This window comes from Bradyrhizobium sp. USDA 3650, from assembly GCF_054057395.1.
Map to the genome: position 1 here is coordinate 1,127,644 of NZ_JBSRZG010000001.1, position 15,876 is coordinate 1,143,519.

The 15,876-nt window shown below is 63.5% G+C and carries 15 protein-coding genes; 3 read left to right on the plus strand and 12 right to left on the minus strand.

Translation table 11 applies throughout. The features are described 5' to 3' along the window. Positions 1-46 precede the first annotated feature (46 nt). The 7 genes from ACVIN2_RS05595 to ACVIN2_RS05625 form a co-directional block, all read right to left on the minus strand. A complete protein-coding gene (locus ACVIN2_RS05595; RefSeq protein WP_456764809.1) occupies positions 47-1,201 on the minus strand; it encodes a helix-turn-helix transcriptional regulator in 1,155 nt (384 codons plus the stop codon). Between the two features lie 242 nt (positions 1,202-1,443). Further along, the gene (locus tag ACVIN2_RS05600; RefSeq protein ID WP_211399667.1) at positions 1,444-1,956 is read right to left on the minus strand and encodes a hypothetical protein; all 513 of its coding nucleotides are present in this window, start codon (positions 1,954-1,956) and stop codon (positions 1,444-1,446) included. A 93-nt stretch (positions 1,957-2,049) separates the two neighbouring features. Continuing rightward, complete coding sequence (locus ACVIN2_RS05605; RefSeq protein WP_247297582.1) at positions 2,050-2,496, minus strand: MaoC family dehydratase; 447 nt, start codon at positions 2,494-2,496, stop codon at positions 2,050-2,052. Between the two features lie 398 nt (positions 2,497-2,894). Next, positions 2,895-3,317, minus strand: a complete 423-nt coding sequence (locus ACVIN2_RS05610; RefSeq protein WP_247286611.1) for a hypothetical protein — start codon at positions 3,315-3,317, stop codon at positions 2,895-2,897. Between the two features lie 12 nt (positions 3,318-3,329). Further along, on the minus strand, positions 3,330-3,551 hold the full coding sequence (locus ACVIN2_RS05615) for a hypothetical protein (RefSeq protein WP_007592399.1): 222 nt from the start codon (positions 3,549-3,551) through the stop codon (positions 3,330-3,332). A gap of 196 nt (positions 3,552-3,747) precedes the next feature. Beyond that, complete coding sequence (locus ACVIN2_RS05620) at positions 3,748-4,566, minus strand: lytic murein transglycosylase (RefSeq protein WP_456764810.1); 819 nt, start codon at positions 4,564-4,566, stop codon at positions 3,748-3,750. Positions 4,567-4,605: 39 nt separating this feature from the next. Continuing rightward, positions 4,606-6,459, minus strand: coding sequence for a flavin-containing monooxygenase (locus ACVIN2_RS05625; protein ID WP_456764811.1), 1,854 nt, complete (start codon positions 6,457-6,459; stop codon positions 4,606-4,608). 177 nt (positions 6,460-6,636) lie between these two features. On the opposite strand from ACVIN2_RS05625, the gene ACVIN2_RS05630 reads away from it, so the two are divergent. Together ACVIN2_RS05630 and ACVIN2_RS05635 are read left to right on the plus strand one after the other, a co-directional pair. Next, complete coding sequence (locus tag ACVIN2_RS05630) at positions 6,637-8,289, plus strand: long-chain fatty acid--CoA ligase (RefSeq protein WP_456764812.1); 1,653 nt, start codon at positions 6,637-6,639, stop codon at positions 8,287-8,289. Between the two features lie 14 nt (positions 8,290-8,303). After that, on the plus strand, positions 8,304-9,515 hold the full coding sequence (locus ACVIN2_RS05635; protein WP_456764813.1) for an acyl-CoA dehydrogenase family protein: 1,212 nt from the start codon (positions 8,304-8,306) through the stop codon (positions 9,513-9,515). Positions 9,516-9,536: 21 nt separating this feature from the next. Here ACVIN2_RS05635 and ACVIN2_RS05640 read toward each other — a convergent pair whose 3' ends face one another. The 5 genes from ACVIN2_RS05640 to ACVIN2_RS05660 all read right to left on the minus strand — a co-directional run bounded on the left by ACVIN2_RS05640 (position 9,537) and on the right by ACVIN2_RS05660 (position 14,377). Continuing rightward, positions 9,537-10,403: an efflux RND transporter periplasmic adaptor subunit gene (locus tag ACVIN2_RS05640; protein WP_456764814.1), complete on the minus strand. Its 867-nt coding sequence runs from the start codon at positions 10,401-10,403 to the stop codon at positions 9,537-9,539. Beyond that, positions 10,400-10,606 carry a DUF1656 domain-containing protein gene (locus tag ACVIN2_RS05645; protein ID WP_456764815.1) on the minus strand — a complete coding sequence of 69 codons (207 nt, stop codon included), beginning with the start codon at positions 10,604-10,606 and terminating at the stop codon, positions 10,400-10,402. The genes ACVIN2_RS05640 and ACVIN2_RS05645 overlap by 4 nt, the downstream gene beginning before the upstream one ends. Then, positions 10,603-12,654: an FUSC family protein gene (locus ACVIN2_RS05650; protein WP_456764816.1), complete on the minus strand. Its 2,052-nt coding sequence runs from the start codon at positions 12,652-12,654 to the stop codon at positions 10,603-10,605. Before ACVIN2_RS05650 ends, ACVIN2_RS05645 begins: the two co-directional genes overlap by 4 nt. A 216-nt stretch (positions 12,655-12,870) precedes the next feature. After that, positions 12,871-13,779 (minus strand): amino acid ABC transporter substrate-binding protein, encoded by a 909-nt coding sequence (locus ACVIN2_RS05655; RefSeq protein ID WP_007608938.1) that lies wholly within the window; start codon positions 13,777-13,779, stop codon positions 12,871-12,873. A 178-nt stretch (positions 13,780-13,957) separates the two neighbouring features. Then, entirely contained in the window at positions 13,958-14,377 is a 420-nt protein-coding gene (locus tag ACVIN2_RS05660) for a nuclear transport factor 2 family protein (protein ID WP_456764817.1), read from the minus strand. Between the two features lie 142 nt (positions 14,378-14,519). Here ACVIN2_RS05660 and ACVIN2_RS05665 point away from each other — a divergent pair, with 142 nt between their 5' ends. After that, positions 14,520-15,761: an amidohydrolase family protein gene (locus ACVIN2_RS05665; RefSeq protein WP_456764818.1), complete on the plus strand. Its 1,242-nt coding sequence runs from the start codon at positions 14,520-14,522 to the stop codon at positions 15,759-15,761. Positions 15,762-15,876: the final 115 nt, after the last annotated feature.

The following is a 15,876-nucleotide window of genomic DNA, read 5'->3' on the forward strand; positions in this document are numbered from 1 at the left end:
AATGCATTGAGATCGCGGCAGATACCGGCGAGCCTTGTGAAATGGATCACACGGCGTCGCCATCACCGTTCGTTCGACGCGCGAATGGAACGGCAAAGCCGGTGGCGATCTTGACCAGGTCGGCCTGCCTGCCGGCGCCGGTCTTCTCGAACAGGCGACCGAGATGCGTTTTCACCGTCGTTTCGGCGATGCCGAGCTTTGCCGCAATGTCGGGAACGCCGCCGATCTCGATAATGGCCATCAATACGCGCAGTTCGGACGGCGTCAGCCTGAAGGCCGCAGCGATCGCATCGGCTGCGAGCCATGTCGCTGCCGAGGCCTTCTGCACGAAGAGCACCGTGGCTGCGGCATCTCGCGATGGAATGCGATCGCGCTTCAGGGGAAAGGCGTGGAGCAGATAGTGCTGCCCATCAACTGATGTCGCAAGCTCGATCTGACGGGGAGCGGCACGAGTTTCGCTGCCTGCATCGATTTCGCACAGGCCGCGGAATATTTTGTCGGTCTGGGTGTTGCGGGCCACGATCCGGTCGCCGACCATTGCGAGCAGGCTGGCATCGGCGAACAGCCCGCGGCATGCTGCGTTGGCATGCACGACGCGGCCATCTGCGTCGAGCAGACAGATCGCCGTGCTCAGCCCATCCAAGACATCGGCAAGGTCGTCCACGGTATGAGCGCGCGCCCTGATCTGCCGGCCCATGATCCTGGAACGCTGGAGGTGCGGAGCAAGCAGCCGCATGCGCTCACGCATCGGCTCGTCAACGAGTCCGCGCGACCGGTGGCGCAGCACCTGCAGGATCGTGGTGCGCGTGTCCGACTTCTCGAGCGCAACGGTTGCAAGGTCTATCGCTCCTTGCGGTTCCACCCACTCGCGATAGAAGCTCGTTGCCAGGAAATCCGCCTGAGACATGATGTCGGCGACGCCGATCGTCTGTTCCGCCGCGAGCGTGAGATGACGATCGAGCAGAGGGTCGAGTTCCACATATCGGTCGCGATATAGCTGGCGGAAGCGGGATTCGCTGCCGAAATGCTCATGGATCTCGATCGAGAGCCTGGCTGCGTCCCTGGACAGGATGGTCACGGCACATCCGCCGACGAAATGCGAAACCTGTTCCAGCACCCCGCTGCGCAGCGCGGGATCGACCGCCGCGTCGTAGATCTCGCCGACGAGGGACGAGAATCGATTTGCGTGGAGAATTGTCATCGGCCGGACGACGCAATCGACGCCGAGAAAACGATGCAACGAAATGCTGGAATATCGAACATCGCCCTTGCGTAACGTCAACCGCAGGATGCGGCTTGGACGTTTTCGCCAAAGACTAGGATAAATGCGAACAGCGCGCGGTCTGTGTGCGATGAGTCACGCGTGCGATGCGTCAGGCGCCAATCGCGCTGCAGGATTCCGTCGCCACCGATCCCGCCGGCCTCGCATCCGGCTCCGGCAATCTACTTGCGATTCTCCTCGCAGAATTTCAGCGCCGCCAGCGCTTCACCAGCACGCGGCACCTGCATCTCGATGCTGTCGTCGTCATCGTCCTCGAAATCGAGCGAGAGACGCTTGGCCTTGGACAGCCGGTCCATCATGGACTGATCGTATTCAAAGATGCCGCGCACGGTGGTCTTGTCCATGACCTCCCACTTCGCCTTCTTCATGATATCGGCGTCATCGGTGCCGACATCCGCCCGGAGGATCTCGCCAACCTTGTCCCACTCCCAGCCGTCATAGATCATCACGATCACGATAGCCTTCTCGGAATAGGTGATGACGATGACGTAGTCCCGGTTCTCGTCTTCCTTGTCCTTGTAGCCGCGGCTCGCATTGCAATGTGCGTCTTGCGTACGCTTTTCGATGGTCCAGTCGCCGACCTTGGATTGTTGCGCCTGCACCGGCCTCGCGGTCAAAGCGACGGCGCTCAAGGCGCCGGCCAGCAACCCGGCGGCGAGAAGAGATCGTTTCATGTCAGCCTCCAGCGTGTTCCCCGGACCGAGATGACCACCTCTGCCGGTGACCCGCAAGGGCTTCGGGCGGCCGCGTAGGGCGCCGACCTTGCCCTACTCCCGCCGCGGCACGATCGCGATCGGGGTGAAGGTGTAAACCTCCTCGCCGTTCTGGTTGAACATCGTCCATTTCACCAATGCAATGCCCTGCGGCTTCGATTTCGACGGCGTCAGGCTCATGACCTCCCCGACCAGATGCAGGCGGTCATCGGGCCGTACCGGGATGGTCCAACGCAGCCCATCGACGCCGGCGCCGATCAGCGGATGGGGGCCGAAGGGACGGGTCTGGATCGCGAGGCTCATGGCAATCGCGGCGGTGTGCCATCCCGAGGCAGCGAGACCCCTGAACAGGGTCTGCTTGGCGGCTTCGTGGTCGAGATGCATCGGCTGCGGATCAAACTCCGCCGCGAACCGCTTGATGTCGGCCTCGGTGACGTGAACTTCGGGGGATTTGAACTGCATTCCAATGGTGAGATCGTCGAACCACTCGACCTGCGCCATGATTTCGCCTCGCCATGCGATGTGCCGCCTCGCGGCTAATGAGATTGAGCAAGAGCAGGATGTAGCGGCTCCGCAGCGCACAAACCAGCCCGGGGTTCCCCAAGAAACCCGTTTCCAGATGCGACGAAACACGCCTGAAACAGATGGTCGGTTATCTGGTTGTCAAAATCATACAGGGACGGCCACCATGCAATTCTTCCTCGACCTGATCTGGGATTACTCCTGCTGTCAGCACCTCGTCGCCCTGCCGCCGTGGGAGGACGAGCTATGATCGAACTGATCTCGGCCTTGCTTGCGCTTTGCAGCGTGGGCGTTTTTGCAGCGCACGCGGTGGATGCCTATCGCACCACCCATTACTGATAGCCTTGCACTGATAGCCTTGCACTGATAGCCCTGCCCTAGAACGGCCGCCGGTAGAAGTGCTCCGAATGTGTTGCCGGCGGAAACCTGTTGGCGAGCGCGAGAGCTCCCCTTTCGTCGGTTTCGAGCGCGATCTTCTGTGCGAGCATGACGTCGCCGGGGACGAGAAAGCCTGACGGGACGAAGCACCACCCCATCGTCGCGTTTCCGGCCGCGTCGATCTCATGGACATTGGCGGCGGTGCCATAATGGATGCGATAGGTCTTGCCGGTATCGCAGCCGACGACATCGAAATGCCGGTACTGCTCGAATTGGACGCGCTGCGCCGGCGACAGCCATTCGGCCAGGAGCCGGCGGCCGCGAGCATCCGGCGTGTTCTCGCCGAAGAAGCGCCGATAGAGTTCGCGTAGCGCATGCAGACGCGCACGCGCCGGCGCGCGGAGCCAGACCGCCGCGATCATGAGCAGCTCAGATCAACCGCCGACCAGGCGGGGATAGAACAGCGTTTCCTGCGCGGTCGGGTCGAACGATCGGATCCGGGTGACCTCGCCAGGTCCGGTTCGCAGCGCGGCGGTGAAGCCCGCTCCGGTCAGCTCCCGAAAGCGCCGTTCGGCCCGCGCCAGCGCTTCGGCATTGCCAGGATCAAACTCGTGGCGCGTGTCGCCAGTCTGGTCCATCACGATCTGGGTTGCCATGTTGAGTCTCCTCATGCCCAGCCCTGTTCGATCAAAGCAAACCTCGTGCCGTCGGTTCCTGATGGCAACAACTTTCTCTTGTCGGCGCATCACGCCTTGCTGAGCAAGAGCGTTTTCAAGCGAAGTGGATGCCGGTTCGGACACAGAAAACGCGTCCAAACAAGAAGCTAGAGCCCCGTTCTCAAGGGGGCTCTAGTCAGCGCGAGGCGGCCGCACCTCCGCCCTCGTCGATCTGCCGTCCCATCAGAGCGATCGCCTTCTGATAAACGCCGGCGGCATTCCAGGCTTCGATGGCGACGAAATTCGGCTCGCCCGGCTGGTAACCGGCTCCTGCACGCCAGCCATGGGCCTTGAGGAAATTCGCCGTCGAGTTCAGCGCATTGGCGGCAACTTCGAGATTGCCGGTGCCATAGGCCAGGATGTTTTTGGGCATGAACTGGGTCTGGCCGACTTCGCCGTGCATCGAGCCGCGGGTTGCCCCCGATAGCGTGCCGCGATCGACCAGTTTCAGCGCCGCATAGAGCTGCTCGGTGAAGAATTCGGGACGGCGGCAGTCATAGGCGAGCGTCGCGATCGAGGAGAGCATGTTCTGGTTGCCGCGCTGGCTGCCGAATCCGGTTTCCATGCCCCAGATCGCGATCAACGGGCCCGGCGGAACGCCATAGCGCTGCTGGATCGAGGCGAACAAGGCAGCCTGCGACTGCTTGAGCTGGCGGCCCTTGGCCACAATGGTTGTCGCACCGCGCTTGGCGAGGAACTGGTCGAGCGATAGCGAGAAGCTGCGCTGGCCGCGGTCGGCTGCGATGGTGGCACTGGCGTAATTGGTCTGCATCAGCGCCGCGAGCGCGGTCTGGCCAACGCCCTTGCCCTGCGCCTCCGCGCTGAACTCGCGCTTCCAGGCCTCGAAGCCGGCCGACGAACTGCCGCATTGCGCGGCGTGGGCGGCGGGCGCCAGGCAGCTGAGCAGCGTCATCGCCCCGAAAACCGCCGCAGCTACAGTTCTGCCCCTGATCATGTCCGATGTCCTCTTTCTGGCGCGATCCAATGCCCGAGCTTACCCGGACGAAGGCGCCGACTCCATGGCGTGATCATACGACAGTTCCAGTCCATCCAAATTGCCTTCCTTGCGCCACTTGTCGAGCAGCCGCAGGAATGCCACCGGCCCGCGCCAATACTGGCTGTTTCTCGCCGCGATCGGATCGAACACGCCTTCATTGTTGTAATAGCCGGGCGTGCATTCGGCGAGATAGGTCTGGCGTCCGAGCGCGGCTTTGACCACCTCCTCGACCCAGGCGTTTTCGGCCGCCAGCGTCGGCTCGAGGGTTCGCGCCTTGCGCTTGCGCGCTTCGGCGATCACGTAGGCGATGTGCTGCGACTGCTCGTCGATGATGTGCGGGAAGTTGGCGCTCTGGCCTGCCTGCACCATGACGATCAGGAAGCAGTTCGGGAAGCCGCGGCTGTAGAAGCCATGCATCGTCTTGACGCCGTCGCGCCAGCGCTCGGACAGGCTCGTACCATCGCGTCCATAGATCTCGAAGCCCATACGACGGGCGTAATCGGTACCGACTTCGAAACCGCTGGCATAGATCAGGCAGTCGAGTTCGTAGGCGTGGCCGTCGACCACGACGGCGTTCTCGGTGATGCGATCGACGCCCTGTCCCCTGGTGTCGACGAGATGCACGTTGGGGCGATTGAAGGTGTCGAGATATTCGTCGTGGAAGCACGGCCGCTTGCAGAAGGCCTTGTACCAGGGCTTTAACGCCGAAGCCGTCGCCTCGTCCTTGACGATCGCATCGACGCGCGCCCGGATCTCTTCCATCTTGCGATAATCGGCCTGCTCGATGACCTTGAGCGCCTCCTCGATCGAGGTCACCGGCTGCTTCTGGCGGCGCGGCGCCAGCAGTATCTCGCCGAGCAGGCCGGTCCAGCCGTCCTGCACCAGATCCTGTTCGAATGGCTCGCCCGAGATCACGGCGGTGAAATTGTCCATGCGCTCGCGCTGCCACCCAGGCCTGAGCTGCTGCGCCCAGCTCTGATCCGTCGGGCGGTCGTCGCGCACGCCGATCGCCGACGGCGTACGTTGGAAAACGTAGAGCTCCTTGGCCGAGCGGCCGAGATGCGGCACGCATTGCACGGCGGTGGCACCGGTGCCGATGATCCCGACGCGTTTGTCGCCAAGACCACTAAGATCACCTTCGGCCGTGCCGCCGGTGTAGGCGTAATCCCAGCGGCTGGTGTGGAAGCTGTGTCCCTTGAAGCTTTCGATACCGGGAATGCCCGGCAGCTTCGGACGGCTCAGCGGGCCGCCAGCAAGGATGACGAAGCGCGCGCGGATGCAATCACCGCGGTCGGTCTCGACCAGCCAAATTGCCTCCTGCTCTTGCCATTCCATGCGCGTGATGACGGTCTGAAACAGCGCGCGCTCATAGAGACCGAAGTGACGGCCGATGCGGCGCGAATGTTCGTAGATCTCGGGTGCTCGCGCATATTTGCGCACGGGCATGTAGCCGGTCTCTTCCAGCAACGGCAGGTAGATGTAGCTCTCAGTATCGCAGGCCGCGCCAGGGTAGCGATTCCAGTACCAGGTGCCGCCGAAATCGGCTGCCTTTTCCACGACCCGGAAATCATCGATGCCGGCCGCGCGCAGTCGCGCGCCACACAGAAGGCCGCCGAAGCCGCCGCCGACGATGAGCACCTCGGTCTGTTCGCTGACGGCCTCGCGCGCAAATCCGGAATTGGCCCAGGGATCGTCGAGATAGCGCCCGAACTTGCCGGTCACTTCGACATATTGCGCCTTGCCCTCAGTGCGCAGCCGGCGATCGCGCTCGTCGCGATAGCGCGCACGGAGTGCTGCAATGTCGATTGTAGATTCGCCGGCTGCACCGGTCTTGTGTCTTTCCGCTGACATCCGTTTCCTCCCCGGCGGGCACTACCTCGCCGGCAGCTCGCATCACTTAGCCCTGAAAAAGTGACGCATGCAATCACGTCCCTCGCTTTTTGCGTGAACGTGGCGTGGCGTTCCGCTAACCTCAAACGCACATCACAAGCGTACGTCATGCAATGACATGGCGGTCCGGAGGAGACGATGCAGGGATTGATGATGGACATGCCGCTCCTGATCAGCGGCCTGATCCAGTATGCCGCCGATTATCACGGCGAGGCCGAGGTCGTCGCCCGCGAGATCGAAGGCGACATCCATCGCTACACCTATGCCGACGCCCATCCGCGCATCAAGCGCATGGCATTAGCGCTCAAGAGGTTCGGCATGATGCCCGGCGACAGGGTCGGCACGCTGGCCTGGAATACGCACCGGCATTTCGAGATGTTCTACGCCGCGCCCGGCATGGGCTGTGTGCTGCACACCATCAACCCGCGGCTGTTCCCCGAGCAGCTCGTCTATATCGTCAATCACGCCGAGGACCGGCTGCTGTTCATCGACCGCGCCACACTGCCGATCGTCGAGGCGATCGCGCCACAGCTCACATCGATCGAAGCCTATGTCGTGATGTGCTCGCGCGAGCGGATGCCGGAGACCAAGCTTGCCAACGTGCATTGCTACGAGGAGCTTCTGGACAAGGAGAACGACGCCGGCTTCGCCTGGCCGGAGTTCGACGAAAAATCGGCGTCCACCATCTGCTACACCTCCGGCACCACCGGCAATCCCAAGGGCGTGATCTATTCGCACCGCGCCGCGATCCTGCAGACCATGGTCTCCTGCAATTTCGACTTCCTGCCCGGGCACCTGGAAGGCGTGCGCGAGGTGATGATGCCGATGGCGCCGCTGTTCCACGGCAATGGCTGGAACATGCCGTTCACCGCCCCGTATACCGGCTCGAAGCTGGTGCTGCCCGGCCGCAATTACGAGCCCGACAAGCTCTACGAATTGCTCGAAGGCGAGAAGGTGACGCTGTCGGCGGGCGTGCCGAGCTTCTGGCTGATCCTGCTCGACTGGTTGGGCCGCACCGGCAACCGGTTCTCGACTCTTCGTGCAACATTGTCGTCGGGCTCGGCGCCGCCGCGCGCGATGGTCGAGAAGCTCAAGCGCGAGTACGACGTCGACTACCTCCAGGCCTGGGGCATGACGGAAGCCTTGGGTTGCTCGATGCCGGGCTTGCGGCCGGGCTCCGAGCATCTCGACGACAAGGAGAAGTTCGACCGCCGCCAGGTGTCCGGCCGCGCCTGTTTCGGCACCGCCTTGCGCATCGTCGACGACGGCGGCAACGAGCTGCCGCGCGACGGCAGGAGCGTCGGCCATCTGCGCGCGCGGGGACCGTGGGTTGCGTCCGGCTACATGAAACTCGACGAAGGCCTCGACCGCGACGGCTGGCTGATCACCGGCGACATGGCCGTGATCGATCCCCAGGGCCACGTCACGCTGACGGACCGCTCCAAGGACGTGATCAAGTCCGGCGGCGAATGGATCTCCTCCATCCAGCTCGAGGACGTCGCCCTGTCTCACCCCGATGTGCTGCAAGCCGCCGTAGTCGCGATCAATCATGAGAAATGGCAGGAGCGGCCTCTGCTCCTCGTCGTCCGCAAGAAAGGCGCGACCGTCGACGGCAAGACGCTGCTCGAGCACATGCGCCCGAAGATCGCGAGCTGGTGGATGCCCGACGCCGTCGAGTTCATGGACGAGTTTCCGATGACCGGCACCGGCAAGGTGCTCAAATCAGCGTTGCGCGAGAAATTCAAAGGGTATCGCGTCGCCTGCGCCGATTGCACCCGGCCTGTCGATTGATCAAGGAGACAAAGATGCTCTACCCGATGTCGCCCAAAGTCGTCGAGCTCAAGCGCAGGCTCGAAAGTTTCATGGACCGGCACATCTATCCGAACGAGGAACGCTTTTATCGCGAGGCGGAGGAGCTGGGTCCCTGGAAAGTCTATCCGGTCGTGGAGGAGCTGAAGCCGCTGGCGCGCGCCGAAGGCCTCTGGAATCTGTTCCTGCCGGACTCCGGCCACGGTGCAGGCCTGACCAATCTCGAATATGCGCCGCTCTGCGAGGTCATGGGCCGCTCGCATCTGGCGCCCGAAGTGTTCAACTGTTCGGCGCCCGACACCGGCAACATGGAGGTGCTGGAGCGCTATGGCACGGAGAAGGACAAGGAGCGCTGGCTGAAGCCGCTCCTCGCAGGCGAAATCCGCTCCTGCTTCGCCATGACCGAGCCTGCCGTCGCCTCGTCCGATGCGACCAACATCGAAAGCTCGATCGTCCGCGACGGCGACCATTACGTCATCAACGGCCGCAAATGGTACACCACCAACGCGACCGACCCGCGCTGCAAGATCTGCATATTCATGGGCAAGACCGATCCCGACAATGCGGACCGCCACAAGCAGCAATCCATGATCCTGGTGCCGATGGACACAGCGGGCGTCGAGGTCAAGCGTGCCCTGCCCGTGTTCGGCTTCTACGGCGTGCCCGACCGTGCCTCCGAGGTCGTCTTCACCAACGTGCGTGTCCCCAAGGAGAACATGCTGCTCGGCGAAGGCCGCGGCTTCGAGATCGCGCAGGGCCGCCTCGGCCCCGGCCGTATCCACCATTGCATGCGACTGATCGGGCTCTCCGAGCGCACCCTGGAGAAGATGTGCCGGAGGGTGCGCAGCCGCGTCGCCTTCGGCAAGCCGGTTTCCGAGCAGACGGTGACGCAGGAGCGCATCGCAGAGGCCCGCATCATGATCGAGCAGGCCCGGCTGCTGACGCTCAACGCCGCCTACGCGATGGACACCGTCGGCAACAAAGTGGCGAAAGCGGAGATTGCGATGATCAAGGTCGCCGTGCCCAACATGGCCTGCCAGATCATCGATTGGGCGATCCAGGCCCATGGCGGCGGCGGCACGTCGAACGACTTTGGATTGACGCAGGCCTATGCGACCGCGCGCTTGCTGCGTCTCGCCGACGGCCCGGACGAGGTCCACAGGAACCAGATCGCGCGGTTCGAGCTGAAGAAATATTCGAATGCTTGAATCGGGCGATGCCAATCGCTTCTAGTTCAGCACCTCCACCGTCGCCGAACGCCCGGCCACCAGCGACATTCCGTCAGGCACATGATCCAGCGCGATGCGTACCGGCACGCGCTGGGCGAGGCGCACCCAACTGAAGGTCGGGTTGACGTTGGCAAGCAGGCTGGCGCCCTCGACGCGGTCGCGGTCCTCGATGCCGGCGGCAATGCTCTCGACATGGCCTGAAAGCGTCACCTTCTCGCCCATCAGGCGGACCTGCACCTTGTCACCGATACGAATGCGCGCGAGTTTCGTCTCCTCGAAATAGCCTTCCACATGCAGCGTATCGCTGTCGACTAGCGCCATCACGCCTTTCCCGGCCGTGACATAGGCGCCGGGACGCAGATCCATGTTGGTGATCACGCCGTTCACGGAGGCATGCACCTCGCTGCGATCGAGATTGAGCTGGGCGACCGCGCGGTCGGCAACGGCCGCATCGAAAGCCGCCTTGGCCTGGAGCTGCGTGGCCAGCACCTGCTCCTGTTTCTGCTGCGACACGGCGTCGGTCGTCAGCGCGCTATAGCGCTTCAAATCGGCATTGGCCTGATCGAGCGTAGCCTGATGACCGGCCACCGACGCATCGGCCTGCCGCAGCGCCAGCGCAAAACGCTCGCGGTCGATCTTGAACAGGACGTCACCGCGATGGACCTTCTGGTTGTCCTTGACCAACACTTCGGTCACGAAGCCCGACACATCGGGCGCGACCTGCACCACGTCGGCGCGCACCCGGCCGTCGCGGGTCCATGGCTGCTCCATGTAATAGACCCAGAGCTCGCGGCCGACAGCGAGCGCGGCGACAACGGCAAGGAGCGTCAACGCGAGGCGCCCGAGCCAGGCAACATTCCCTTTCATGCAAGATACTCCGAGAGATAGACGACGACGCCGAGAATGCAGACGTAGATCGCGAAATCGAACAGCGCGCGGTGCCAGACCAGCCGGTAAAGTTCAAAGCGCTGCATGAAGCGGCGCAGCAGAGCACTCAGCGCGTAGGCGATGATGATCCACAACAGCAGCGCTGGCACGAGCACACCGTAGATATCGATCACGTATCTCATGCCGCAACACTCTCGCCTGCCCGCGGCCGATAGGCCGGTGCGTCCGGAAACAGGCCGCGCCTTATGCCGACGAGGCCGACCAGGGCGTCCTCGCGCGCCTTTCCGTTGGGATCCTTCACCGCCCGGGCCATTGCCCGATCGACGCTTGTCAGAAGTTCGGCCGGCATTCCATCACCCGCATATCTGCGGCAGGCGATGGCGAGCTGATCGAGCATGTCGTCGATCACGGCAATGGTGGATACCGCAAGCCCGTAGCGGGCGCGCCGGAGATCGATGATGTTGATTCCGATACGAAGCTGGACCAGGCTCTCGGCGTCGCGGCGGTCACTCTCGGAGAGAAACGCGATGCGCTGCACCAGAAGGCCGAGCCGGTGCAGCATCAGGCCTGCGAACTCCGCGCGATCCCGCTTGCCGCGCCGTTCGGCGGCGACCGCGAGCGCCGTCCAGTTCGACAGCACCAGGCGGTTGGCGATCCACTCCGCCCCCACCCCACGCGCGATCCGCGTCACCAGCTCGGCAATGATGACACCGACGAAGAAGGCAACAGCGGAATTTGCGTAGGACGCGAAATCCGCGCTGTAGGTCGATTGCAGCGCCAGCAGCGTCGCCGTGTTGGCCGCAAGCGCCATGCCGGTTCCGGTCGTTGCGGGCCGTGCGATCAGGAAGCCATAGAAGAGGAACGTTGGCGCGAGCGCGGCGACCAAAACCTCGAGATGCGAGATCGCGGGCACCAGCGCAAAAAGGTAGATCGCCACGACGACAATGGCGACCAGGGACCACAGGCCAAAACTGCGGATGAAGCGCGCGGGCTCGTCCTGCGCGGCGAAGAACGAACAGGCGACGGCCGCCATCATCGGCGCCGACGCGCCGTCCGGCCAACCGGTACCGATCCAGAACGCGCAGCAGATCAGGATGGCCGCCGACGCGCCGGCAGCCGACCACAGGGCAAGGCCGCGATCCCTATGGCGCACCGGCGCGGCACCTGCTTCGGATTGGAAATCCAGATCGAGGGTCGAGACGTTCCGGTTCTCGACGATCGCTTCCGTCAGGGCGCGGCAATCGCGCGAGAGGTCGACCAGCTCGCGCAGCCGCGACAACAGGCTGGTGACGATGATCCGCTCCCAGGAGGCGCTGTCGTCAAGGACCGCCTGCTGCCGTCCGATCATGGCGCGAATTCGCTCGGCCGGCTGCCGTGCGTTGGCGTCGCCGGTGATCCATCCCGCGAGATCTTCCAGGAGCCGCCTCAGCTCGGGTTGCCGCCTCAACGCCTCCTCGCCCAGCGCGGCGAGCCGGTCCTCGAGCGAAGCGATCACCGGCAAAAGCATCAGCATGCGAAGCCGGATTTCACCCAGTCCGACGACGGCATTGCGGTCGGTCAACCGGTCATAAGCAAGATGGGTGGAGAGCGTGTCTATTTCGACGACGTCGGTCGCAAGCTTGATGCGCTTGCCGCGGCGGGTTTCGTTCGTACCGTGGCGCAGCAGGACGACTTGACTTAGGCGCTGCGCGTCCGCCACCCAATTCTCGATCCGATTGGCAACAGCCGGCGCGACGCTGCGCGGAAAGACGATGGTCGAAACCAGACTTGCGCAGATGATGCCGAGCGAAATTTCCTCCAGCCTCGCCACCGCGGTCTCGAAAATGGCGCCCGGCTCGGACACCGAGGGAAAGCCGATCAGCGCCACCGTGTACCCGGCCAGCATGAAGACGTAGCTGCGTGGTGTGCCGTCGAGCAGCGAGAGATAAAGACAGAGCCCGACCCAGAGCGCGATGGCAAGGCACAGCAGCTCGGGTGCATCGATCAGGTTTGGGACCAGCGCCACCGTCGTGATCGCGCCGACCAGCGTGCCCATCACGCGGAAGAACGCCTTCGAACTGGTCGCCCCCGCCAGCGGCTGCGAGGTGATGTATACGGTCGCCATCGCCCAATAAGGCCGCGGCAGATCCATTGCCAGCGCGATGACGAGCGCCAGGATCGACGCGGCGAACGTCTTCCAAGCGAAAATCACGTCCGCGTGGCGGACCAGGAAGGGTTCATTTGCGCGCATGGCTATTTCGCTTCGGCGTCGGTCTTGGCGGCTTGCCCACCGTTCTATGCGCTGGAGAGTCGCGAAGGTGACCGCAAGTTCCTCGGGGCCGATATCATGCAGCAGGCTGGCCCGCGCCCGGCCGGACCCGGGGCGCGGCGGGGGTTCCCGACGGCCTACTGACATCTCGGCGGACCGCTCGCGCGCGACACGCCTCCGGCGGCGACAGTCCTCGCCTCAATTGACGACGTACACATCCGGATCGAAGCTGGAGCTCGGCTTCTTGAAGGCGTTGCGCAAGGCGCCCGACATCGGGACGTTGTAGTTGAGGCCGTTCGGTGGCGTCGGCGATTCCAGCCACTTCTTGTAGAGGACCTCGATCTCCTGGCTGGCGTACAGCTCTGCAGTCGCGCGGTCGGCGAGCGCCTTGAACGGCGCGTCCTCCCGCCGCAGCATGATCCCGTAAGGCTCAGGCTTCGAGAACGTCTCCTCGCTGATCATGAAGAGCTGAGGTTCTTTCGAGCGCGCGATCGCGACCGCGAGCTGCACGTCGTCGAGCGCGTAGGCCTGGGCGCGATCGGTTTCCAGCAGCAGGAAGGCTTCGGCCTGGTCCTTGGCCGGCATCACATTGATGCCGAGATTGCGCTCGGTGTTGACCTTGGCGAGCTGCGTCAGGTTGACCGAGCCGGCCACCGCCGTCACCGCTTTGCCCTTGAGATCGTCGATGGTGTTGATCTTTGCGGCTTTCTTGGCTGCAAATCGCGTTGCGCTGAGGAAGTGCGTGTTGGTGAAGGCGACCTGCTTCTGGCGATCGGCATTGTTGGTGGTCGCCGAGCAATGCAGGTCGAGCGTCCCGTTGACCATCAGCGGAATCCGGTTCGACGACGTCACGGCGAGCGTGTCGACCGCGATGTCGGGCATACCGAGCTGCTTCTTCACGGCATCCACGATCCTGAGGCAGATATCCATGGCAAAGCCGACCGGCTTCTGGTTGCCGTCGAGATAGCTGAATGGGACCGAGGCCTCTTGATAGCCCAGCGTGATCTTCTTGGTCTCTTTGACCTTTTGAAGCGTACCCGACAGGTCTTCGGCGGAGGCGGCAGTTGCAAGGCATGTGAGGGCCAGGACAACAGTGGGTAAACGCATCGGGAACTCCTCGAGGAGGCTCGCGCCTCCATTCCGGGCGCAGCAATCACGCCGTTGATAGCGCAGGCGCGCGGCAGCCGCCACACGAGCTTGCATCTAGCAGCTATCGCGGCTTGCGATATGGTGACCGGTCTTTTGTCCGCCTGGAGTCGAGGCGCCTCAAGCGCCAGGATGGCTGTTACGCGTCGATGCCGCGCTGGACCAGGATCCGCTCGGCGCTGTCGTTCCAGACGTCCATCTTGGTGATCTGGCCATTCCGCACCACGAAGCGGTCGACGTAGCGGTTGCCCTCGAACGCGGTCCCATCCATCCATTCGCCGTAGAGCGTGCCCACACTGTAGACCACGGTCTCGCCGTCGCCGGGGCAGACGTCGAACCGATCCATCTTCTTCTTGACCCAGCGGTAGCGCTTGGCGTTGAACCCGGTCGGGCCGCGCGGATGATCGAACTCGCGCCCGCCGGTAAAGGTGATTAACGTGCCCGGCGCCATATAGGCCGCCGCGGTGTCCGGATCGGGGATCATCGACGCCGTGAGATAGGCTTCAACGATCTCGGCGTCGGACGACGGACCGGCTTCGGCTTTTGCGGCAGCGGACATGGCTCATTCTCCCGGGCTTGCGGAATACTAACGCCCCTCTCGGGGAATACGTGCATATATTTTGAACATTTCCGTCGCTACACTGCCGACAATCTGGAGCCGCCAAACGCGGCCGAATGCACTAAATTCCTTTACAAGAGCCATGACCGCCCAATCCGCCTTTGACCTCGTCTTTCGCAACGCCTTGCTGCGTGGTGCCGCCGACCCGATGGATATTGGCGTCACGCGCGGCCGGATCACCGCCATCGAACCGACGCTCGCCTGCGAGGCCGTCGAGGTCGATGTCGGCGGGCGTCTCGCCCTGCCCGGCTTCGTCGACAGCCACATCCATCTCGACAAGGCCTGCCTGCTCGGCCGCTGCGGGCATGATCACGGCAGCGTTTCCGAAGCGATCCGCGCCGTCTCCGGGATGAAGAAGGATTTCTCGGTCGAGGACGTCTACGCGCGCGGCGCCCGGGTGCTCGAACGTGCCATCGTCCACGGCACCACGCGCATGCGAACCCACGTCGAGATCGATCCGCGCATCGGCTTGCGCGGCTTCGAGGCGGTGAAGGCGCTGAAGCGTGACTATGCCTGGGCGATCGACCTGTCGCTCTGTGTCTTTCCGCAGGAAGGCCTCACCAACGATCCCGGCAGCGAGGAGCTTCTGGTCCAGGCGCTGCGCGACGGGGGCGAGGTGATCGGCGGCTGTCCCTATACGGACACGGACCCGAACGCCCATCTCACACGCATCTTCGACCTCGCCGAGGCGTTCGACGTGGACGTCGATCTCCATCTCGATTTCGATCTCGATCCCTCCTGGTGGCACCTCGACGAGGTCTGCCGGCAGACCGAGCGGCGCAACTACGGGGGGCGCGTGGCAATCGGCCATGCCACGAAGCTCTCCGCGCTGCCGCCGGAGCGGCTGAAGTCCGCCACCGCGCAACTGGCCAAGGCCGGCGTTGCCGTCACCGTGCTGCCGGCAACCGATCTCTACCTGATGGGGCGCGAAGCGACCCACAACGCGCCACGCGGGCTGACGCTCGCCCACAAGCTCGCCGCCGACGGCGTGGTGTGCTCGATCGCGACCAACAACGTGCTCAATCCCTTCACGCCGTTCGGCGATGCCTCACTGCTGCGAATGGCGAATTTCTACGCCAACGTCGCGCATGCCTCGGTGAACGACTTCGATGCGTGCCTCGATCTCGTGACCGAGCTGCCGGCGCGGCTGATGAACCTCGGGGATTACGGCATCAAGGTCGGAAACCCCGCCGATCTCGTCGTGCTCGATACGCAAGACAGCCGCTTCGCCATTGCCGAGCTGCCGGATATCGTGATGGGCTTCAAGAGCGGCCGGCAGACTTTTGCGCGTCAACGGCCCACTCTGTTCAGCCCCGGCTGCTGATCCGCTCTCGATGCATATCTGCATTGAAGGGCGGCTTGTTTCCGAGCAGCTTCCGTTCGATGTTACCGCTGATCGTTCCGCAATTCCGAATCCGGTAGATTCCCGGATAGTAGAT

Excerpts from the sequence above, each read along its gene's own strand:
- ACVIN2_RS05595 (WP_456764809.1), bottom strand. The coding sequence starts at position 1,201 with ATGACAATTCTCCACGCAAATCGATTCTCGTCCCTCGTCGGCGAGATC.
- ACVIN2_RS05600 (WP_211399667.1), bottom strand. The coding sequence starts at position 1,956 with ATGAAACGATCTCTTCTCGCCGCCGGGTTGCTGGCCGGCGCCTTGAGC.
- ACVIN2_RS05605 (WP_247297582.1), bottom strand. The coding sequence starts at position 2,496 with ATGGCGCAGGTCGAGTGGTTCGACGATCTCACCATTGGAATGCAGTTC.
- ACVIN2_RS05610 (WP_247286611.1), bottom strand. The coding sequence starts at position 3,317 with ATGATCGCGGCGGTCTGGCTCCGCGCGCCGGCGCGTGCGCGTCTGCAT.
- ACVIN2_RS05615 (WP_007592399.1), bottom strand. The coding sequence starts at position 3,551 with ATGGCAACCCAGATCGTGATGGACCAGACTGGCGACACGCGCCACGAG.
- ACVIN2_RS05620 (WP_456764810.1), bottom strand. The coding sequence starts at position 4,566 with ATGATCAGGGGCAGAACTGTAGCTGCGGCGGTTTTCGGGGCGATGACG.
- ACVIN2_RS05625 (WP_456764811.1), bottom strand. The coding sequence starts at position 6,459 with ATGTCAGCGGAAAGACACAAGACCGGTGCAGCCGGCGAATCTACAATC.
- ACVIN2_RS05630 (WP_456764812.1), top strand. The coding sequence starts at position 6,637 with ATGCAGGGATTGATGATGGACATGCCGCTCCTGATCAGCGGCCTGATC.
- ACVIN2_RS05635 (WP_456764813.1), top strand. The coding sequence starts at position 8,304 with ATGCTCTACCCGATGTCGCCCAAAGTCGTCGAGCTCAAGCGCAGGCTC.
- ACVIN2_RS05640 (WP_456764814.1), bottom strand. The coding sequence starts at position 10,403 with ATGAAAGGGAATGTTGCCTGGCTCGGGCGCCTCGCGTTGACGCTCCTT.
- ACVIN2_RS05645 (WP_456764815.1), bottom strand. The coding sequence starts at position 10,606 with ATGAGATACGTGATCGATATCTACGGTGTGCTCGTGCCAGCGCTGCTG.
- ACVIN2_RS05650 (WP_456764816.1), bottom strand. The coding sequence starts at position 12,654 with ATGCGCGCAAATGAACCCTTCCTGGTCCGCCACGCGGACGTGATTTTC.
- ACVIN2_RS05655 (WP_007608938.1), bottom strand. The coding sequence starts at position 13,779 with ATGCGTTTACCCACTGTTGTCCTGGCCCTCACATGCCTTGCAACTGCC.
- ACVIN2_RS05660 (WP_456764817.1), bottom strand. The coding sequence starts at position 14,377 with ATGTCCGCTGCCGCAAAAGCCGAAGCCGGTCCGTCGTCCGACGCCGAG.
- ACVIN2_RS05665 (WP_456764818.1), top strand. The coding sequence starts at position 14,520 with ATGACCGCCCAATCCGCCTTTGACCTCGTCTTTCGCAACGCCTTGCTG.